This window comes from Sphingobium cupriresistens LL01 (assembly GCF_001046645.1).
Lineage (GTDB): Bacteria > Pseudomonadota > Alphaproteobacteria > Sphingomonadales > Sphingomonadaceae > Sphingobium > Sphingobium cupriresistens.
On sequence record NZ_KQ130434.1, the window covers coordinates 703,882 to 724,349 of the forward strand.

Here is a 20,468-nt window from a genome sequence, read left to right on the forward strand (position 1 = left end):
CCGGAAGCGCCGTCTTTTTCGGCGTCGGTTCCGCAGCAGAAAGTGGCTTTTTCCATGGATATCCGCCTCGGCCTCACCTTTGACGACGTGCTGTTGCAGCCCGGCGAATCCGATGTGCTGCCCAGCCAGGCGGACACGTCCACTTTCGTCACGCGCGAGATCAAGTTGAACATCCCGATCCTGTCGTCGGCGATGGACACGGTGACCGAGGCCGACATGGCGATAGTCATGGCGCAGTTGGGCGGGATTGGCGTGTTGCACCGGAACATGACCGTCGAGGAGCAGGCGGACGCCGTGCGCGCGGTCAAGCGGTTCGAGAGCGGCATGGTGGTCAACCCGATCACCATCCTGCCCACCGCGACGCTGGCCGACGCGCAGATGCTGATGCAGCGGCACAAGATCAGCGGCATTCCGGTCGTGGAAGCCAATGGCAAGCTGGTCGGCATCCTGACGCATCGCGACACGCGCTTTGCGGAAAATCCCAAGCAACCGGTCAGCGAGCTGATGACCAAAGATAACCTCGCCACGGTCAAGGTCGGCGTGGGCCAGGAAGAGGCGCAGCGCCTGCTGCACCAGCGCCGGATCGAAAAGCTGCTGGTGGTGGACGAGGGCTATCATTGCGTCGGCCTGATCACGGTCAAGGATATCGAGAAGGCCGTTACCTATCCGCAGGCGACCAAGGACGGGACGGGCCGCCTGCGCGTCGCCGCCGCGACGACGGTCGGCGAAACGGGGCTGGAGCGCAGCCGGGCGCTGATCGACGCGGAATGCGACCTGATCGTCATCGATACCGCGCACGGCCATAGTACCCAGGTGTCGGCTGCCGTCGAGGCGGTGAAGAAACTGTCCAACCATGTGCAGGTGGTCGCGGGCAATGTCGCCACCGCCGAAGCGACCAAGGCGCTGATCGGCGCGGGCGCGGATTGCGTGAAGGTGGGTATCGGGCCGGGGTCCATCTGCACCACCCGCGTTGTCGCGGGCGTGGGCGTGCCGCAGCTGACGGCGGTTATGGACTCCGCCGAGGAAGCCGCCAAGCAGGGCGTGCCGGTAATCGCCGATGGTGGACTGCGCACTTCGGGCGATCTGGCCAAGGCGCTGGCGGCCGGCGCGGGTTGCGTCATGGTGGGATCGCTGCTGGCCGGCACCGCCGAAGCGCCGGGCGAGACGTTCCTATACCAGGGGCGCGCGTACAAGAGCTATCGCGGCATGGGCAGCGTAGGCGCGATGGCGCGCGGGTCCGCCGACCGATATTTCCAGGCGGACATCAAGGACCAGATGAAGCTGGTGCCCGAAGGCATTGAGGGCCAGGTGCCGTTCAAGGGACCGGCCAAGGATGTCATCCACCAGTTGGTCGGCGGTGTAAAGGCGGCGATGGGCTATACCGGCAGCGCCACGATCAAGGATTTGCAGGAGCGCGCGCGCTTCGTGCAGATCACCAATGCCGGGCTTTCGGAAAGCCATGTCCATGACGTGACGATCACGCGGGAAGCGCCCAATTATCCGACGCGGTAAATCCTCCCCGACACGGGGAGGGGGACCGCTGGCGAAGCCAGTGGTGGAGGGGGATAGCCTTTCCTCACGACCTTCGTTGAGTGACTTTTTACGACTTTTCATGCAGCTATTTCCAGAAATGTCGCGTTTGCCGCCCGCCCCCTCCACCAGCCTCTGGCTGGTCCCCCTCCCCGTGTCGGGGAGGATATGACCCCCTCCGCTCGTATCCAGGCCGCGATCGATCTGCTGGACGCCATCATTGCGTCGGCGCGCGATGGCGGGCCGGCGGCCGACACGCTGATCGCGCGCTATTTCAAGGAACGGCGCTATGCCGGGTCGCGGGATCGGCGGGCGGTGCGCGACCATGTCTATGATGCGATTCGTCGTGCGGCGGAGCGGCCGGAGACAGGGCGCGCGGCGATGATTGGCGTGGCGCTGGAGCGGCCGGACATGACTGCGCTGTTCGACGGATCGACCCATGCACCCTTGCCGATCGAGCCGGGCGAGACGGGGGCTGAGGCGGGCGCGGTGCCAGAATGGCTGCAAGGCTTGCTGGCGGACAAGGTGGAGCAGGATGCGCTGCTGGGCCGCGCGCCCGTGGATTTGCGCGTCAATCGGCTGAAGGCGACGCCGGAGGCGGTCGCGCCTGCGCTGCCCGATGCGACGTCGATCGCCGGCCTGCCCGACGGGCTGCGCCTGCCCGAAGGCTTTCCCGTCGAGCAGCAGGCGGCGTGGAAGGACGGGCTGGTCGAGGTGCAGGACGCCGGCAGCCAGTGGATCGCGGCGGCGTGCGGGGTGCAGCCGGGCATGACCGTGGTCGATCTGTGCGCCGGGGCGGGCGGCAAGACGCTGGCGCTGGCGGGCGCGATGGCGGGGCGCGGGACTTTGGTCGCCGCTGACACGATCCGGTCGCGGTTGGCGCGGCTGGAACCGCGCGCGGCGCGTGCGGACGCGACCTTCATCGAGACGCTGTTGCTGGACCAGAGTCATGAGGCGCGGGGGCTGGAGAGTTTGAACGGCCAAGTGGACGTGGTGCTGGTCGATGCGCCCTGTTCGGGCACTGGCACCTGGCGGCGCAACCCGGAGGCGCGTTGGCGGCTGACGCAGGCGCGGCTCGACCGGCTGGTCGCGGAACAGGCCCGCATCCTCGATTTTGCGGCGCCCCTGTTGGCGCCGGGTGGGGCGCTGGTCTATGCGACCTGCGCGCTGACCGAGCGCGAAGGGCGCGGGCAGGTCGAAGCCTTTCTGGCCCGCCATGCGGGGTGGACGGCGGAGCCGATCGACCTGCCCGTCGGCCGGGCCCATGGCGCGGGGCTGCTGCTGACGCCGGGGCATGACGGCAGCGACGGCTTCTTCTTTGCGCGGCTGCGCCGGGAGGGGTGAAACAGGCCATGGACAAGCGTCCGCAAAATCGCGACACTTGGGGCGTGGGCTATGGGCCGAAATCAGCGCCTGAAACATGGCTGGAGAAATTAATGCGTTTTACCCCCGCCTCGATTGCGCTCGCTATCGTCCTGACCACCGTGTCGAGCGTAGGCCTGAGCCAGAAGCCGGATAGTCAGATCAGCCCCCAGTCGGTCGAATGGCAGAAGGCGGGCGAGGCCGCGCACAAGGCCGGCAATCTGGAAGGCGCGACGGATGCGCTGGAAAGCGCGCTGGCGATCGATCCGCGCAACCGCGCCGCCTTTGTCGAACTGGCCGAAGTCGCACGCGCGCAGGGGCTGCAGGGCAAGGCGATCCGCCTTTACAAAGAAGCGCTGCTGCTTGACCCCACCGATGTCGCCGCGCTGGCCGGGCAGGGCGAGGCGATGGTCGAAAAGGGCGCGATCGCCAAGGCGAAGGATGTGCTCGCGCAGGCGCAAGCCTTGTGCAAGGGCGACTGCGCGTCGGTCGGCAAGCTGGCCGCGGCGATCCAGAAAGGGCCGCCCGCCGTCGCGATGACGAGCAAGGACGCGGTGACCGTGCCCAAGGCGGCGCCGACGCAAACGCCTTAACGCGCTTTGACTTCGTCGGGTTAGCCCGGCAAGGCCGTTGGGCGGGCGCATGAGGCGCGCCGCTGAACCGCGGGCAGCCCATGCACTTCACAGATTTCGACGTCGACCTGTTTCTGCGCGATTATTGGCAGAAGAAGCCGCTGCTGATCCGCAATCCGTGGGCGGCGTGGGTGAACCCGCTGGAACCGGACGAACTGGCGGGTTTGGCCTGCGAGGAAGGCGTCGAGTCGCGGCTGATCGGCCAGGGCGACGGGCGCTGGATGGTCGAACATGGGCCGCTGCCCGAAGACCGGTTCGGCGCGATGGGCCGCAGCCCCTGGACATTGCTGGTGCAGGCGGTGGACATGCATGTGCCGGCCGTCGCCGCGCTGGTCGCGCCGTTCCGGTTCATCCCTAACTGGCGGATCGACGACGTGATGGTCAGCTACGCCACCGACGGCGGCGGCGTGGGCGCGCATTACGACCAATATGACGTGTTCCTGATCCAGGGGCTGGGCCGGCGGCGCTGGCAGGTGGGCGGGCGGTGCGACGCCGATACGCCGCTGATGCTGCATGAGGATCTGCGCCTGCTGGCCGATTTCCAGTCCGAAGCCGAATGGGTGCTGGAGCCGGGCGACATCCTCTATGTGCCGCCGGGCGTCGCGCATAAGGGCGTGGCCGTCGGCGACAATTGCATGACCTATTCGATCGGCTTTCGCGCCCCGTCGCGCAGCGAACTGGTCGAGCAATTTTGCGCCCATGTCGTCGGCGGCATGGAGGATGACGACCGCTATGCCGACCCGGACCTGACGATACAGGCCAATCCGGGCGAGATCGGCGCGGCGGCGCTGGCGCGGTTGCAGGCGATGGTCGGCGACGCGCTGAGCGATCGCGCGGCCTTCGCCCGCTGGTTTGGGGAATATAGTAGCGAGCGTAAATATCCCGAACTGGACTTCCGGCCGGAAGAGCCGATCGCGGTCGAGGATGTGCGGGAACTGGTGGAGGAGGGCGTCGCGCTGTGCCGCAATCCGGCGAGTCGCTTCGCCTTCGTGGCGGCGGGGGAGGACGCGGTGACATTATTCGTCGATGGCGAAAGTCATGATTGCAGCGGCGATGTGGCGGTGCTGGCCCGGCAGATTTGCGCGGCGGACAGCGTCCTGATCGATCCAGTGCTGATGGAGGCCGATGAAGCGATGGCGTTGGTGGTCACGCTCTATAATGAAGGTAGCGTCAGCTTCCTGACCGAGGATTGAGCGATTCGCACGCGACTCAGCATTTGCGCGCGCAAGCGGCGGTTCGGCTCGCAGGAGGCGGCCCTGGCGGCGGCGTTGGAGGGGAGCGTGCCGCTGCGGACCTATCGTTGCGACCGGTGCGACCAATATCATCTGACCAGCCGGACCAAGGGCAAGCGTTTGTTACGCCTGCCCGGTAATGCCGATCAGCCGACCTGAACCTCGCGCCATTCGCCCGGTTGCAAGCCATCGAGCGTCCAGTCACCGATGCGCCAGCGGACGAGGCGCAAGGTGGGATGGCCGACCGCGGCGGTCATGCGGCGGACCTGCCGATTGCGGCCTTCGCGGATAGTGAGGCTGATCCAACTGTCGGGAATCGCCTTGCGCACGCGGATCGGCGGATTACGGGGCCAGAGGTCTGGCGCGTCGATCCGTTCGACATCGGCCGGTCCAGTAAGACCGTCCTTGAGGCCCACGCCGCGGCGGAGCGTGGCGATCGCGGCGTCGGTGACATCGCCCTCGACCTGCGCCAGATAGGTTTTCGCGGTTTTATATTTGGGATCGGCGATGCGCGATTGCAGCCGGCCGTCGTCGGTCAGCAGCAACAACCCCTCGCTATCGCGGTCCAACCGGCCGGCGGGATAGACGCCCGGCACGGCGATGCAGTCGGACAGGGTCGCGCGCGCCGTGTCGGTGCCGCGATCGGTGAATTGCGACAGCATGTCATAGGGCTTGTTGAACAGGATCAGGCGGGACATGGGGTTTCCAGACAATGCTTCGATACGAGCCTTCGACAGGCTCAGTCTCTACTCAGCACGAACGGATGGGCTGAATATCGGCTTGGGATTTAACGGCTCAATATCCGTGCGATGGCGACAAATTCCTCGACGCTGACGGTTTCGGCGCGGCGTTGCGGGTCGATACCCAGGCTGGCCAACGCTTCGAGCGCGCCGGGCAGGCCCTTGAGGCTCTGGCGCATCATCTTGCGGCGCTGGCCGAAGGCGGCGGCGGTGAGGCGTTCGAGATATTTGAGCTGCACCCCGTCGGGTGCCAGCCTGGGGGTGATGTGGACCACGGCGGACATCACCTTGGGCGGGGGAGTGAAGGCGCTGCGATGCACCTTCATTGCGATCTTCGCGTCGCTGCGCCATTGGGACAGGACGGCGAGGCGGCCATAATGGTCGGAGCCGGCCTTGGCGACGATGCGCTCGGCGACTTCCATCTGGAACATCAGCGTCAGGCTGGACCACCAGGGCAGCGGTTCCCATTGGGCCGACAGCCAGCCGACCAGCAGCGGCGTGCCGACATTATAGGGGAGGTTGGCGATGATGTGGGCGCCGTCGCCCGCCTCGGCATGGGCGTCGATCGCCATCGCATCGCCGGAAATGACGCGGAGCTGGCCGGGAAAGGCCTCCTCCAGTTCGGCGAGCGCGGGCAGGCAACGGCGATCGCGCTCCACCGCGACCAGCCGCGCCCCGGCGCGCAGAATCGCGCGGGTCAGGCCGCCGGGACCGGGGCCGACTTCGAACGTCGGCGCGTCGGCCAGCGCGCCGGGGATGGCGGCGATCCGGTCGAGCAATTGTTCGTCGAGCAGGAAATTCTGGCCCAGCGCCTTGCTGGCGGCAAGGCCGTGGCGTGCGATCACGTCGCGGAGAGGCGGCAATATGGGGCGGGTGTCAGCCATGGGCGATGCGGGCGCGCGCGGCTTCGGCCGCCATCTTGAGCGCGGCCATCATCGCGCCGGGATTGGCGCTGTCGGTGCCGGCGATGCCGAAGGCTGTGCCATGGTCGGGCGATGTGCGCACGATCGGCAGGCCCAGCGTGATGTTGACGCCTTCGTCGAAATAGAGCGTCTTGATCGGGATCAGCGCCTGATCGTGATACATGCAGAGCGCGGCGTCATAGGCTTCGCGGGCGCGGGCATGGAACATGCCGTCGGCGGCGAGCGGGCCGACGATATCGAGGCCGTCTTCGCGGAGCAGATCGATGGCGGGACGGATCACGTCGATCTCTTCCCGGCCCAGCGCGCCATTTTCGCCGGCATGGGGGTTCAGACCCGCTACGGCGAGGCGCGGGCGGACGATACCGAAATTGCGCTGCAATCCCTTGGCGGTGGTCAGCGCACGCGCGCGGATCAGGTCGATGGTCAGCACCGACGGCACATCGGCCAGCGGGATATGGATGGTGATTGGCACGACTTTCAGCGACGGTCCGGCCAGCATCATCACCGCATTATGGGGCGACACGCCGCAGCGTTCGGCGACGAATTCGGTCTGGCCCGGATGGGTGAAGCCGACGCCATATAGCTGTTCCTTGCCCACCGGCGCGGTCACGATCCCGGCGGCGGACCCCTGCCGCGCGAGGCCGACCGCGACTTCGAGCGCCTGGAACGCGGTGCGCGCGCCGTCGATGCTGGGGCTGCCCGGCACGATTTCGCCCGCGTCGGCGACCTGAAGGCAGGGCAAGGCCGTGCCGAACGCGTCGGCGGCTTCCTCCGGCGCGCCGATGATCGTGATCGGTCCCAGCCATACCGCGCGGAGCGACGCGGCGTCGCCCACCGCGAAGAAGGGCGGCAGGCCGCGCGCTTCGCGCATCACCCAGCTTTTCGCGACGATCTCCGGCCCAATTCCGGCGGGATCGCCGAGCGACACCGCAAAGGGCGCGAGAGGCGCGACGTCAATTATATTCGATGACCGCATCACGACGAAGGTCACGCAGGTAGATGCGCGCGCGCTTGTTGACCCGTTCTTCTTCCAACTGCGCCTGGATTTGTTCGGCGTTGGGGGCGTTGGCTGACACCGGATCGTCGCGACCGCAAACCACCAGCACGCGCACGCCATCGTCGATCGAACCAAAAGGCGGAGTCGATTCGCCGACCTGCAAATTAATCAATATGTCCTGCAACTGCGGCGGCAGGTCGCGCACCTTGACATTGTCGTTATCGACCACGTCGGCACCGATCTTCGCCCCGACCTCATTCGCCTGGCCGCACCCCTTGATCTCCTTGATCGCGGCGGCGAAGCTGGCGGCCTTGGCGCTGGCCTGTTCCTTGGTCGTCCCTTTGGGGAAAAGCACGGAGAGCTGTTTCAAGCTGAGCAGCGAATCGCGCGGATCGGCGGTCAGGACCTTCCGTTTGTCCATGACATAGACCAGTGACACGCCGCCCACGGTTTCGATCGGCCCAGCGATCTGGCCGACCTGCATTTCCGCAGCGGCCTGCGCCAGTTCGGGCGGCAACTGCGCGGGGCGGACCCAGCCCAGATCGCCGCCGACCGCAGCGGTCGAGGCTTCGGAAAACTGTCGGGCATAGGCCGGGAAGCTGCCGCCCTTTTGAATCTGCTCGATGATGTTGCGCGCGTTGGCGACGATCTGCGCGCGATTTTCCGGGGTCGCCGACAGATAGATTTCGCCGATCCGATATTCATCGCTGCCCTTGGCGGCGTTCAGACGATCGACCACCGACTTCACTTCGTCTTCCGACACGTTGACGAACGGTTGGATGTTGCGGCGTTGCAGACGGCTCCAAGCCAGTTCGCCCTCGATCTGGCGCTTGATGCTGGCGGCGGAGCTGCCCTTTTCGCGCAGATAAGCGTCGAACTGGGTCGGCGACTGGCGGAAATTGGCCGCCACGCGCTCATAGCTTTGCTGGACTTCTGCCGGATCGACCTTGATGTCGTTGGCGGCGGCTTCCTGGATCTGGAGCGTTTCGTCGATCAGGTTGCGCAGAACCTGGACGCGCAGTCGCTCCTTCTCCGCTTCCTCCACCTTGCCGCCATTGGCGGTGATGATGAGCGCGAGGCGCTGGTCAATGTCCGTACCCGTGATGATCCGGCCGTTGACGATCGCCGTCGCCTTGCGGACATTGGGGTCGCTCTTGCCAAAGACGGTCACGTCCTTGGGCAGGTTAAGTTGCTGCGTCGCGACATCGCTGCCGTCATCGACCGTCTGGGCGAGAAGCGGCTGGACGCCGACACTGATCAGCGCCGAAGACAGGAGCAGGGTGCGAAGGCCCGAACGGACGCCATGAAACAGGCTGATGGGCGAGGAAGCGACAGGCAGCATCGTCGGCAAAAATCTCCAATACGAACCGGCGCGTGATGCGCTGGTCCGCCTTAACCAGTCCTGACGGTAGGCGGGAGCCTGTTCCTTATATGCCAATATTGCGGAAAGCTAGACGTAGCTGGAAGCCATTGCCCTTTCGCGCGTCGCCATTGGCCTGATAGTCGCGGCGCCAGGTGAGGCCGAGGGTCAGGCAATCATCCTCATAGGCGACGCCAAGGCGGTGGCGAACGGGTTCGTAGCCGTCGGACGTGCTGTTCGGCGCTTCCCTCGCATCGGTTAGGTCGATAACGGTCGAACCGAACACCGACCAGAAGCGGGCGAACTGGATGCGACCGCCCAGGCGCAGTTCCTCGCGGTCCTGCAAATCCTCCAGCCCCGACGCCACATCGCGGTTCAGGCGCAGATAGCCGACCATCGCATAGGTTTTCTTGGTGCCGACGGTCGCGTCGATCTCATTGCGGCGGACGGCCAGATTGTCCTTGTCCACGCGATAGCGGTGAGTGAGGGCAAGGAAATCCTTATAGCGGACGGTGGTGCGGCCGACGATGTCGGACGTGCGGTCGGACAGGCCGGTGCCGTCGGGCAGGATGGCGGGGCGATTGTCGATCCGGTAACTCTGGCCGACATTGGCGTCGAGCGAGAAGTCGGGCAGCGCCAGGCTATATTCCAGCCCATAGGTGATGCGGGTCGAATCCTCGAACCGATCATAGCCCGCGAAACGATTGAGCGCGAAGAGGTTGCTGTCCTCCAGATCGACGGCGCGGGCGTCCTCATTGGGCAGCGACAGGTTGGCCAGATGCGGCGCGGCGACGATCTGCACGCGCGGGGCGATGCGCTGCACGCCGCCAAATGCTTCGCCGACGAAGGGCCAGCGCATGTCGACCGCGGCGGCGGCGATCCCGCGCGCCTGCCAGCCGGGATCGCCGGCATAGCTGACCACTGATGTCAGCGCGTTGTCGCTGCTGTGATAGACGTCGCCGCGCAGATAGCCGGTGAAAGTGACTTCCTGCCCCAGCCCGGTCAGCGTGCGGAGGCTCCATTCCGCCGCGGCGAAGGCGCGCTGCGTATCCTGACCGCTGGTGCGGGTGATGGCCAGCGTATTGGCCTGCAACTGTAGCACGCCGCCCAGCAGCGGGTCCTTGAGCCGCAGGCGATAGTCGATGACCGGCAGCGCGATCGGCGTTTGCCCCTGCGAATCGCCTTGGCGCAGGGTCTGCACCGTCCAGCCGCGAATCGAGAAATAGCTGTCATCGCCAATCCGCTGCGCGCCCAGGGTCGAGCGCAGCCGATCGTCGCGGCTGATGTCGTAGCGGCGCAGGAAGGTGCGGTCTGTGGCGAAGCGGATCGACCCGTCGAGGCTCCATTCGGGCGACAACTGCATCTTGCCGCTGGCGTCGAGATAGCCGCGAATATCCTTTTCGGATGCGGCCGGGGTCGTGCCCGCGCTGCTGTCGCTGGTGGCGACGCGGCTGCCATGGGTGATGAAGCCGGTGACCTGATAGGCGCCGCGATCGTAGAGATGGCGGTAATTGGCCTCCAGCATCGGCAGCGTGTCGGTATAGACATGCGGCGTGACGGTGATGTCGCGATTGGGCGCCAGCTTGAAATAATAGGGCAGCGCGACTTCGAAGCCGTTATTGCGGTCATAGCGCAGATTGGGCACCATCAGGCCGCTGCTGCCGCCATCGCCGACCGGGTGGGACAGGCCGGGCAGCGGGATCAGCGGCAGACCGAACAGTTCGATATTGGCGTTCTTGTACGTCACGCGCTGCCGCACCGGGTCGTAGATCACACGGATGGCGTTGATCTGCCAGGTGGGCTCCTTGGGACAGCCATGGCTGTCCTCCACCGCGCAGCCGGTATAGGTGGCGCGGTTGAGCGTGTAGACGCCGTTGGCGCGCGTGCCCTTGACCGACGCCAGGCGGCCGCCCGACTGAAGCACGAGCAGCATATTGTCGACCGCGCCGTCTTTCAGCGTATCGGTGACGTCGATGCGGTCGCCATAGGCGATATTGCCTTCAGGATCGATGATCGACACATTGCCGATCGCCTCCACCTTGCCGCTGGTGCGGTTCCACACGATCTTGTCGGCGCGCAGGCGGTTGCCGTCGCGCAGCAACTGCACATTGCCGTCGGCGGTCACGATTTCGCTGTTGCTGTCATATTGCAGCGCATCGGCGGCAAAGCCGATCTGGTCGTCATTTTCCGGCATCGGCGCGTCGGGCGCGCTGATCGGGGCGGCAGGCTCGTTCAGCTGCTGCGCCAGCGCTGCGGGGGCCAGCAGGAAGCCGGGCAACGCCGCGCCAGCCAATAAGGCATGGCGGACAGGGAAAGGGAACAGGACGGTTTGCAAGCGGTGGGGCCTCATCAACGGGGCGCATATTGCCGTCCCGCCTATCGCACTGATTGCCGGTCCGCAATCGCCCGTCGCGCATCTTTGGCCGGAAATCGGTCGAACGGCTTTGCCAGACGGGGAAAGCCGCACTATCTGACGGGTAAGAGCGCGGCTTCGCCCGCCCAAGAGACAAGAGGACAAGAACCCCGATGGATATCCAGTTCAGCCCGACCCGCCCCGATGCCGACACGCTGGTCTTCGCCGTGCCCAAGGGCGGGTTCGACACGCTGCCCCTGTCGGCGGCGCCGATCCTGGCGGCGGGCGCCGCCGCGTCGCGCTTCACCGGCGAGACGGGGACGAGCTTTGAAAGCTTCGTGGCCGAAGGCGGCAAGACGCTGCGCGTGCTGTTGCTGGGCATCGGCGCGGGCGGCGAACTGGACGTGGAAAAGGCCGGCGCGGCGCTGACCGCCAAACTGTCGACCAGCGGCGCAATCCATGCCGCGGTGGAGTTTTTCGGTGGCGCGAGCGGCGAACTGGCGGCGCATCTGGCGTTTGGCGCATTGCTGCGCGGCTGGCGGATCGATACCTATCGCACCCGTCAGCCCGAAAAGGCCAAGCCGACGCTCAAGACGATCACGCTGGTCGCGGCCGGGGCGGACGCGGCCTGGGAGCGGCTGTCCGCGGTCGCCGCCGGTGTCGCCTTCACCCGCGAACTGGTGTCGGAGCCAGCCAACATCCTCTATCCCGAAAGCTTCGTTGAACGCTGCCAGCATCTGGCCGAACTGGGCGTGAAGATTACCGTCCTCGACAAGGCGGCGATGGAAGAACTGGGCATGGGCGCGCTGCTGGGCGTGGCGCAAGGGTCCGTGCGAGAGGCGCGGTTGCTGGCGCTGGAATGGGACGGCACCAATGGCGCTGTCGAAAAGCCGGTCGTCTTCGTCGGCAAGGGCGTGACCTTCGACACCGGCGGCATCTCCATCAAGCCGGCGGCCGGCATGGAAGACATGAAGTGGGACATGGGCGGCGCGGGCGCGGTCGCCGGCGCGATCAAGGCGCTGGCCGGGCGCAAGGCGAAGGCGCGCGTGGTCGGCATTTGCGGTCTGGTCGAAAATATGCCGGACGCCAATGCGCAGCGCCCCGGCGACATCGTGACGTCGATGTCCGGACAGACGATCGAGGTGCTGAACACCGACGCCGAGGGGCGGCTGGTGCTGTGTGACGCCATCACCTGGGCGCAGAAGACTTACGCGCCCGAAGTCATGATCGACCTGGCCACGCTGACCGGCGCGATGATCGTCGCGCTGGGCGATCAATATGGCGGCCTGTTCGCCAATGACGACGGACTGGCGGAAGACCTGACCGCAGCGGGCAAGGCGAGCGGCGACCAACTGTGGCGCTTCCCGCTGGCGGACGCCTATAACAAGATGATCGACAGCCCGATTGCCGACATGAAGAATATCGGCGGGCGCTACGCTGGATCGATCACCGCGGCGCAGTTCATCAAGCGGTTCGTGGACGATGGCGTGAAATGGGCGCATCTCGACATCGCCGGGATGGTATGGTCGGACAAGCCGGGCGCGACCTGGGACAAGGGCGCCACCGGCTATGGCGTGCGCCTGATCGACCAGCTGGTCGCGGACAAGTTCGAGTTCTGATGCCAACCCGATAAGGGAGACTGTCGTGCAGGTCGATTTCTACCAGCTCAGCCGCGATCCGGTGGACCAGGTGTTGCCCGCGATCGCGGCGCGCATCCTGGGCCTGGGCGCGCGGCTGCTGGTGGTGGCGCAGGAGCCTGATCGGCTGGAGCGAATTTCGGCGGGGCTTTGGGCCGGGCCTCCCGAAAGCTTCCTGGCGCATGGCCGGGCGGGTGAGGGCGGCGAGGCGCAGCAGCCGATCCTGCTGAGCGAGGCGTGCGAGGCGCTGAACGGCGCGGCGCATATCGCGCTGGCGGACGGTATCTGGCGCGACGCGGCGCTGGGGTTCGAGCGGGCCTTCTACTTCTTCGACGATGATACGGTCGACGGCGCGCGGTCCAGTTGGCGGGTATTGTCGAAGCGCGAGGAGACGGTTTCGCGCTACTTCAAGCAGGACGGCCGCAAATGGGCGCAAATGGCCTGACGCACGGTCAGGGTTAAGCCCCTTGCGGCCTGGCCCGGCCGCGTCTAAAGGCGCGCCCAGCATTTCCAACAATTCGGAGTTTCGAGGGCCATGGCCGTCACGCGCACCTTTTCGATCATCAAGCCCGACGCGACCCGTCGCAACCTGACCGGCGCGGTCGCCAAGATGCTGGAGGAAGCAGGGCTTCGCATCGTCGCTTCCAAGCGCATCCGCATGAGCCGCGAGCAGGCCGAGGGCTTCTATGGCGTTCATAAGGAACGGCCTTTCTTCGCCGACCTGGTCGCCTTCATGATTTCCGGCCCTGTCGTCGTCCAGGTGCTGGAGGGCGAAAATGCCGTGCAGCGCAACCGTGACGTCATGGGCGCGACCAACCCCGCCAACGCCGATGCCGGCACGATCCGCAAGGAACTGGCCGAATCGATCGAAGCCAATTCGGTCCATGGTTCGGACAGCGAAGAAAATGCCGCGATCGAGATCGCCTATTTCTTCAAGCCGGAAGAGATCGTCGGCTAAAGCCACGATCCTTTCGAGCGGAAGAAGCCCGGTCCTCACACATGAGGGTCGGGCTTCTTCATGTCGGCAGCCTGTCCGCTTCCGTGTTCCCGCGAAGGCGGGAATCCAGTCCTGCCGTTTGCCCTGGTCTCCTGCCTTCGCAGGAGCACGCGGCGCAATGGCTCAATGCTGTGCTTTCGCCATAACCGGCGCTTCGACCTTCACCGGGGCGGGCGTGCGCGCCTTGACGAAGAGTTGCCAGGAAGAGATGGCCAGCACCGCGGCGAGCAGGGGTTGCAGCACCCGGTCTGGGGCATGGGACGACAGATAGCTGCCAACGATCACGCCGGGTATCGACCCGATCAGCAGGGTGATCAGCAGGATGAAGTTGACGTCCCCCATCAGCCAGTGGCCGGTCCCGGCGATCAGCGCCAGAGGCACGGCATGGGCGATGTCAGACCCCACGATGCGCGCCATGGGCAGGCGGGGATAGAGGAACAGCAACACCGTCACCCCGATCGCGCCCGCGCCGACCGAGGAGAGCGAAACGGCCGCGCCGATCAGCGCGCCGAGCGCCGTCGTGCCATAGAAGGTGGTGCCGGCCGAGTGGGTCGCCCCCAGGTCGCCGCGATGACGGAACAGCCATTTGCGGCCGATCACCGCGACCGACGTCAGCGCCAGCAGCGAAGCGAGCGCAATCAGGATGAGATTTTCGGTCGACTGGCCGACATCGCCGATCCAGCCAAGCGCCAGCAGCGTGATGAGCGCGGCCGGCACGCTGCCCGCCGCCATGCGCCGCACGATCGGCCACTCGATTGTGTCGCGCTTGCCATGCACGGCCGATCCGACGATCTTGGTCAGGGCGGCGAAGAGCAGGTCGGTGCCTACCGCGGTCTTCGCGCTGACGCCGAACATCAGCACGAGCAGCGGCGTCATCAGCGAGCCGCCGCCCACGCCAGTCACGCCCACTAGGACGCCGACCAGCAGGCCGGCACTGGCATGGAAAATGTCGATCGATCCCATCAGGCTCATGGCGCCCGCTTGTCCTTATTATGATATGCAACGACCCTGCGCGGGTCTTGCACCCGTTTCATCGCCGCAAGACAAGTGGTTTTGCGGTTTCAGGCGACGAAGCAGGACTTGGGCTATTTACCGCTCAGGCGCGCCCAGCGGGCGTCGACCCTGGCCTGGGCGCTGTCCGGCTTGAGCGTTTCGACCCGCGAAAGCCCACGCAACGAAAGGCTGTGGCCGGCGATCCAGCGACCTGCTACGCCATAGCCGATGTCGTAGAGCGCGATATTCTCATGCGTGTCGCCGCCCACCACGAAGCGGGTGGTGATGGCCACTGGCAGCCGTTCGTCGCCCACGCTGTCGTCGGGCAGCTTCGCCTTGGCCCGCGCTGTCTTCAGCGCGTCGCTGAACCAGTCCGCCTCGATCCGCGGATCGCCGGTGGTGTCGACCGGCGCGATGCCGAGCGCGCGGGGGAAGAGGATCGTCTGGCTCTGGACGACCTGGTCGGGGTCGGTGGTCTTCAGCGCGATGCGATCGTCCTTCACCGAATCGGCGTTCAGCACCAATATCGCGGCGCGGCCGGACGCCTTGCGGCTTTCCGCCGCTTTTTCGGCGCGCTGGTCTTTCTTGTCCGCCCAATTGAGATAGAGGGTGAGGGCGGAAATGCCCACCGCCAGAACGGCGAGTATCTCGCCCAAGGTGATCCAGCGACGGCGAATTGCGGCTGCTTCGGCCGCGCGCGCTTCCTTGGGCGTGTCGGTTTCGGGCGTTTCGCTCATGATCGTCAGGCCGTCTGCGGCGGAACTTCGAATCGGTCGATCACCCAGTCTTCCGCTTGCGCGCCGCCGATCCATTCCTGCATCCAGGGATGGGCGATGATCGCGCGCATATAGGCGTTGGCGAAACGGGCGACCGGCAGTTGATAGGTGACGAAGCGAGTGACGACCGGAGCGAACATCAGGTCCACCGCGCCGAACCGTCCGAACAGGAAATCGCCATCGCCGCCATAGCGGGCGCGGGCCTGCGCCCATAGCTGCATGATACGGGCGATGTCGTGGGCGACAGGTTCGGACGGCGGCACCGCGGGGTAGATTTGCCGGATGTTCATGCTGTGCTCGCGGCGTAGCGCAGCGAAGCTGCTATGCATTTCGGCCGCCATCGACCGGGCCATGGCGCGGGCGGCGGAATCGGTCGGCCAGAACAGGTCGCCATCCGTCTTTTCGTTGAGATATTCGACGATGGCCAGGCTGTCCCACACGACGACGTCGTCGCCATCCCACAGGATCGGCACCTTGCCGGAGGATGGCGCGAATTCGTCGCCCTCGCGCCGTTTCTCCCAGGCTTCGTCATAGAGGGGGACGACTACCTCCTCGAACGGGAGAGCGGACAATTTGCACGCCAACCAGCCGCGCAGGGACCAGCTCGAATAGGCTTTGTTGCCAATGAACAGCTTCATCATGCCGCCTTCTTAGACGGTAGCGGCGGAACAAGTCGAGCGGGAAGAAATTGGAGGCCCGAGCCGGAATCGAACCGGCGTGCAAGGATTTGCAGTCCTCTGCGTAACCACTCCGCCATCGGGCCTCGACAAGTGGGTGGCCGCAAATGTGCGGCTTTGGATGCAAAGTCAAGCGGGGGATGGGGCGGGCGCCGCAAGATTCTTATCCACCGTCGCGCAAAGCCGCTTGGCGCGGGCCGCGCGCTGATTTAGAGGTCCGATGATCCCCTTAGTGTATTGCATTGCCAATACAGTTGTGCCAAGCCCACCGGACAAGCGAGGAACTATCGTGACCGAGCAGAAATATTCTTCGATGCGGGCCGCCATGGTCGAAAGCCAGTTGCGCACCAGCGACGTGGGCGACCAGCGTGTCATCGCCGCGATGGCGAAGGTGCCGCGCGAGGATTTCGTGCCTGCGCAGCGCCGCGCCATGACCTATATCGACCGTCCCATTCCGCTGGCGGGGGGGCGTTCGCTCAATCCGCCGCTGGTGACGGGGCGGCTGCTCGATGAAGCGCATGTGGTTCCAGGCGACAAGGTGCTGCTGATTGGCGCAGCGACCGGCTATGCCGCCGCGCTGTTGTCCGAACTGGGCGCGCAGGTGACGGCTGTCGAGGAAGAGGGCGGTGCGGAGATCGCGCTGTCCGGCGTGACGGTCGTTCGCGGCCCGCTTAACGCCGGCGCCGCTGATGGCGCGCCCTATGACCTGCTGTTCATCGACGGCGCGGTGGAGGAAGTGCCCGCGACGCTCGTTCAGCAGCTTGCCGAGGACGCCCGCGTGGTGACGGGGGTCGTCGATCGCGGCGTTACGCGCCTGTGCGGCGGCCGGGTGGTTGCGGGAGTGCTGGGCCTGAGCAGCCTTGCCGATATCGAAATGGTGGCGTTGCCCGGTTTCGGCGCGCCCAAGGGATTTGTGTTCTGAAAATGATGGGCGGGGACAGATGACGGCGAAGCGCACCTCTTATCGGCATCATGCCGCAGCCGCTTTGCTGTTGCTGTCCTCCGCCCTGACCAGCGGCGCGCAGGCCGAGACGTTGCAGAGTGCGCTGGCCAAAGCCTATGCATCTAACCCGACGCTGACAGGCGCGCGCGCGGGGCAGCGCGCGACCGACGAAAATGTGCCCATTCAGAAGGCTGCGGGCCGGCCCGGCGTGGACGTGACGGGCAGTTTTTCCGAAAGCATCCTCAAGCCCACCATCAGCTTCACGTCGCCGCAACGGACGGTGAATGCGCAGGCGCAGCTGAACGTGCCCATCTATTCGGGCGGCGCGGTGCGCAACGGGGTGAAGGCGGCCAGGACGCGCGTGGAGGCCGGGCAGGCCAATCTGCGCGGCACCGAAGCCAGCATCTTTTCGCAGACCGTGGGCGCATATATGGATGTGATCCGCGACAGCGCGATCGTGTCGCTGAACCAGTCCAACGTGCGCGCGCTGGAGGTTAATCTCCAGGCGACCAACGACCGGTTCGAAGTCGGCGACCTGACCCGGACCGACGTAGCCCAGTCGCAGTCGCGCCTGGCGCTGGCGCGGTCGGACCTGCAGATAGCGCAAGCCAATCTGATCGCCAGCCGTGAAAATTATATCGCGCTGGTGGGTGACGCGCCCGACGCGCTGGAGCCGCCGCCCGCGCTGCCGGGGCTTCCCGCCACACCGACCATCGCGGTGCAGGTCGCTCTGAACGACAATCCAGACATAGTGGCGGCCAAGAAGGATCGGATCGCCGCGGGCTATGATGTGAAGGCGGCGCGCGCCGCGCGTTTGCCGACGCTGTCGGGCTTCACGACGGCAGGCTATACCAATTATCTGCATACGCTGGGCGGTAGCGCGCAGGATGTCGATGGCAATTCGGTGGAGGGGCCGCAGATCAACAAGCAGGCCACCGCCGGCGTCCAGCTGACCATCCCGCTCTATCAGGGTGGTCGCCCCGCCGCGCAGGTCCGCCAGAATCAGGCGCGCGAATCGCAGGCGATCGAGCGCGAGATCGAGGTGGAGCGCAGCGTTATCTCCCAGACGCGCGCCGCCTATGCCAGCTGGAAGGCATCGCTGGAGAGCATCGAATCGAACCAGAAGGCGGTCGAGGCCGCCAATCTGTCGCTGGAAGGCGTGCAGGCGGAAAATTCGGTCGGCAGCCGGACCATTCTGGACATCCTCAACGCCGAACAGGAAGCGTTGAACGCCAAGGTCCAGTTGGTGACGGCGCAGCGCAACGCCTATGTCGCCGGTTTCAGCGTCATCGCCGCCATGGGCCATGCCGAAGCCGACGATCTGGGCCTGGAAAGCGGCACGCTGTACGACCCGATGGTCAATTATGAACGGGTGAAGGGCAAGTGGCTCGACTGGAGCTTCGATTCCAAGCCAACCCCCGTCGCTACGCGGACCGTTGACACGCCCGCGCAAAACGCCAATGTCGGACCCGCTGCGCAGCAGCCTTAACCGCTTGTTAACCCGGCCGGGTAATCTTGGCGTTTAAGGATGCGCAATGGATTTTGGACGGGGACTATCCATGGGTGACATGACCAAGGAACCCTCGATGGAAGAGATACTCTCGTCCATCAAGCGGATCATCGCCGAAGAAGGCGAGGAAGCGGTGCAGGCCGCCCCGCGCCGCACGCGCGCCGAGGCCAAGGCGGTCGCCGCGCCAGCGCCCGTCGCGGTAGAAGAAATATTGGAACTGACCGACGAGGTCGCGGAGGAGATTGCCATGCCTGCTCCCAAAGCCGCCGCCGCAAACGCACCCGCCGACGACTCGATTCTATCGGTCGAGAGTGAAGTCGCCGCGCGTCATTCGCTGTCCGCTTTGTCCTCCATGCTGGTCGCGCCCAAGGATGGGCAGGACAATACGCTCGACGGGTTGGTTCGCGCGATGCTCAAGCCGATGCTGAAGGACTGGCTGGACCAGCGCCTGCCGGCTTTGGTCGAAGAGATGGTCGCCAAGGAAATCGCGCGCATCACTGGCCGCTAATCCAGGTCCGCTCCCTTTTTTGCGTCAGCCCGTCCGATATTCCATGATGGACAGGCGCACCCCTATGCCCGGATAGAATGCCGGGTTTCAAAGGGGTGATGATCGATGTTCAGCAGGCGCGCGGTAATCCATGGCCTGTTGGGCGCCCCTTTGGCCGCCTGGATCAACGCCGCCCCGGCATGGGCAGCGTCTGACGACGTCGCTGGGGCCGACATGGCCCGCTTCATCGCGGCGATGCCCAAGGCGGAATATCATGTCCATCTGGAAGGCACGCTGGAAGCGGAGATGAAGTTCGCGCTCGCGCAGCGCAACGGGCTGGACCTGCCCTTCGCCGATGTCGCCGCGATGAAGGCCAGCTATCGCTATCATGACCTGCCCAGCTTCCTGGCCATCTATTATGACGGCATGAAGGTGTTGCGGACGCAGCAGGATTTCTACGACCTGGCCTATGCCTACCTGGCCAAGGCGGCGTCGCAGAACATTCTCTACGCCGAAATTTTCTTCGACCCGCAGGAACATCTGAAGCGCGGCGTGCCGATGGCCGCGGTGATCGGCGGCATCACCCGCGCGCGCGCGGCGGCCGCGGCGCAACTGGGGATAGTGTCGCAACTCATCCTCTGCTTCGTGCGCGACCTGTCGGTGGAGTCGGCGATGGCGGCTTTGGACGCGGCATTGCCGTTCCGCGATCAACTGGTCGCCGTCGGGCTGGATTCGGATGAGAAGGATCATCCGCCGGTCAAGTTCGCCGCCCATTTCGCCAAGGCGCGCGCCGCGGGGCTGAAGGTCACGGCGCATTGCGACCTTAATCAGAAGGATATTGTCGAGCATCTGCGCCAGGCGATTATCGACCTGCGCGTCGACCGGATCGACCATGGCGGCAATATATTGGAATCGCCCGAACTGATCGCGGCGGCCAAGGCGCGGAACCTGTATTTCACCGTCTGTCCGACCTTTTCCGGCACCGTGCGGGGCGATGCGCCGCCGATCGACGTGGTGCGCGGGATGATCGACGCGGGCCTCAACCTCACCATCAATTCCGACGATCCGGCCTATATGGGCAGCGAATATCTCAATGAAGTGCTGGTCAAGGCGCAGGCGCATAGTGCGCTGACCAAGGCGGAACTGGTGCGGTTGCAGCGCAACGCCTTCAATGCGGGCTGGATGGACGAGGGGCTGCGCGCTGCCTGCCATGCCAAGCTGGACGCCTTTGCCAGGGCGGAGGGTGTCGCCGCTTGACCCTATCACCGCACGCACCATTTGGTCGGGATTGTCGTTGAAAGTGATGGATAGCCCGGTCT

General features: G+C 65.6%; 19 protein-coding genes and 1 tRNA gene. 11 read left to right on the forward strand and 9 right to left on the reverse strand.

From position 1 onward, the window contains the following. The first annotated feature begins 54 nt into the window (after positions 1-54). The 4 genes from guaB (at position 55) to V473_RS03440 (ending at position 4,717) form a co-directional block, all read left to right on the forward strand. On the forward strand, positions 55-1,512 hold the full coding sequence (gene guaB / locus V473_RS03425) for an IMP dehydrogenase (RefSeq protein WP_066600625.1): 1,458 nt from the start codon (positions 55-57) through the stop codon (positions 1,510-1,512). Between the two features lie 186 nt (positions 1,513-1,698). After that, a complete protein-coding gene (locus V473_RS03430) occupies positions 1,699-2,874 on the forward strand; it encodes an RsmB/NOP family class I SAM-dependent RNA methyltransferase (RefSeq protein ID WP_066600627.1) in 1,176 nt (391 codons plus the stop codon). A 92-nt stretch (positions 2,875-2,966) separates the two neighbouring features. Then, positions 2,967-3,485: a tetratricopeptide repeat protein gene (locus V473_RS03435; RefSeq protein WP_066604944.1), complete on the forward strand. Its 519-nt coding sequence runs from the start codon at positions 2,967-2,969 to the stop codon at positions 3,483-3,485. An 80-nt stretch (positions 3,486-3,565) separates the two neighbouring features. Then, positions 3,566-4,717, forward strand: coding sequence for a ribosomal protein uL16 3-hydroxylase (locus V473_RS03440; RefSeq protein WP_066600629.1), 1,152 nt, complete (start codon positions 3,566-3,568; stop codon positions 4,715-4,717). Positions 4,718-4,902: 185 nt separating this feature from the next. Here V473_RS03440 and V473_RS03445 read toward each other — a convergent pair whose 3' ends face one another. The 5 genes from V473_RS03445 to V473_RS03465 all read right to left on the reverse strand — a co-directional run bounded on the left by V473_RS03445 (position 4,903) and on the right by V473_RS03465 (position 11,111). Next, positions 4,903-5,454, reverse strand: coding sequence for a pseudouridine synthase (locus V473_RS03445; protein ID WP_066600631.1), 552 nt, complete (start codon positions 5,452-5,454; stop codon positions 4,903-4,905). 89 nt (positions 5,455-5,543) lie between these two features. Continuing rightward, on the reverse strand, positions 5,544-6,380 hold the full coding sequence (gene rsmA, locus V473_RS03450) for a 16S rRNA (adenine(1518)-N(6)/adenine(1519)-N(6))-dimethyltransferase RsmA (protein WP_066600633.1): 837 nt from the start codon (positions 6,378-6,380) through the stop codon (positions 5,544-5,546). After that, on the reverse strand, positions 6,373-7,395 hold the full coding sequence (gene pdxA / locus V473_RS03455) for a 4-hydroxythreonine-4-phosphate dehydrogenase PdxA (protein WP_066600634.1): 1,023 nt from the start codon (positions 7,393-7,395) through the stop codon (positions 6,373-6,375). The genes rsmA and pdxA overlap by 8 nt, the downstream gene beginning before the upstream one ends. Then, positions 7,373-8,758: a peptidylprolyl isomerase gene (locus tag V473_RS03460; RefSeq protein WP_066600637.1), complete on the reverse strand. Its 1,386-nt coding sequence runs from the start codon at positions 8,756-8,758 to the stop codon at positions 7,373-7,375. The genes pdxA and V473_RS03460 overlap by 23 nt, the downstream gene beginning before the upstream one ends. 85 nt (positions 8,759-8,843) lie before the next feature. After that, positions 8,844-11,111 carry an LPS-assembly protein LptD gene (locus tag V473_RS03465; protein WP_066600639.1) on the reverse strand — a complete coding sequence of 756 codons (2,268 nt, stop codon included), beginning with the start codon at positions 11,109-11,111 and terminating at the stop codon, positions 8,844-8,846. Between the two features lie 191 nt (positions 11,112-11,302). On the opposite strand from V473_RS03465, the gene V473_RS03470 reads away from it, so the two are divergent. From V473_RS03470 to ndk, 3 genes are all read left to right on the forward strand, one after another. After that, the gene (locus V473_RS03470; RefSeq protein ID WP_066600643.1) at positions 11,303-12,748 is read left to right on the forward strand and encodes a leucyl aminopeptidase; all 1,446 of its coding nucleotides are present in this window, start codon (positions 11,303-11,305) and stop codon (positions 12,746-12,748) included. 25 nt (positions 12,749-12,773) lie between these two features. After that, complete coding sequence (locus V473_RS03475; RefSeq protein WP_066600645.1) at positions 12,774-13,211, forward strand: DNA polymerase III subunit chi; 438 nt, start codon at positions 12,774-12,776, stop codon at positions 13,209-13,211. A gap of 90 nt (positions 13,212-13,301) precedes the next feature. Continuing rightward, a complete protein-coding gene (ndk, locus tag V473_RS03480; protein ID WP_066600648.1) occupies positions 13,302-13,724 on the forward strand; it encodes a nucleoside-diphosphate kinase in 423 nt (140 codons plus the stop codon). Between the two features lie 162 nt (positions 13,725-13,886). Here ndk and V473_RS03485 read toward each other — a convergent pair whose 3' ends face one another. The 4 genes from V473_RS03485 to V473_RS03500 form a co-directional block, all read right to left on the reverse strand. Then, positions 13,887-14,735 (reverse strand): sulfite exporter TauE/SafE family protein, encoded by an 849-nt coding sequence (locus tag V473_RS03485; RefSeq protein WP_066600652.1) that lies wholly within the window; start codon positions 14,733-14,735, stop codon positions 13,887-13,889. A 113-nt stretch (positions 14,736-14,848) separates the two neighbouring features. Further along, positions 14,849-15,493, reverse strand: coding sequence for a hypothetical protein (locus V473_RS03490; RefSeq protein WP_066600655.1), 645 nt, complete (start codon positions 15,491-15,493; stop codon positions 14,849-14,851). A 5-nt stretch (positions 15,494-15,498) separates the two neighbouring features. Next, complete coding sequence (locus V473_RS03495) at positions 15,499-16,173, reverse strand: glutathione S-transferase family protein (protein WP_066600660.1); 675 nt, start codon at positions 16,171-16,173, stop codon at positions 15,499-15,501. 48 nt (positions 16,174-16,221) lie between these two features. Further along, a tRNA-Cys gene (locus V473_RS03500) sits at positions 16,222-16,295 on the reverse strand. 203 nt (positions 16,296-16,498) lie between these two features. Between V473_RS03500 and V473_RS03505 the strand changes: the two genes are divergently transcribed. The 4 genes from V473_RS03505 (at position 16,499) to add (ending at position 20,406) form a co-directional block, all read left to right on the forward strand. Continuing rightward, a complete protein-coding gene (locus V473_RS03505) occupies positions 16,499-17,131 on the forward strand; it encodes a protein-L-isoaspartate O-methyltransferase family protein (RefSeq protein WP_066600661.1) in 633 nt (210 codons plus the stop codon). Positions 17,132-17,150: 19 nt separating this feature from the next. Next, a complete protein-coding gene (locus tag V473_RS03510; RefSeq protein ID WP_066600662.1) occupies positions 17,151-18,641 on the forward strand; it encodes a TolC family outer membrane protein in 1,491 nt (496 codons plus the stop codon). Positions 18,642-18,711: 70 nt separating this feature from the next. Continuing rightward, entirely contained in the window at positions 18,712-19,170 is a 459-nt protein-coding gene (locus tag V473_RS03515; RefSeq protein WP_066600664.1) for a DUF2497 domain-containing protein, read from the forward strand. Positions 19,171-19,275: 105 nt separating this feature from the next. Further along, positions 19,276-20,406, forward strand: a complete 1,131-nt coding sequence (gene add, locus V473_RS03520) for an adenosine deaminase (protein ID WP_244884331.1) — start codon at positions 19,276-19,278, stop codon at positions 20,404-20,406. The last annotated feature ends 62 nt before the right edge of the window (positions 20,407-20,468 follow it).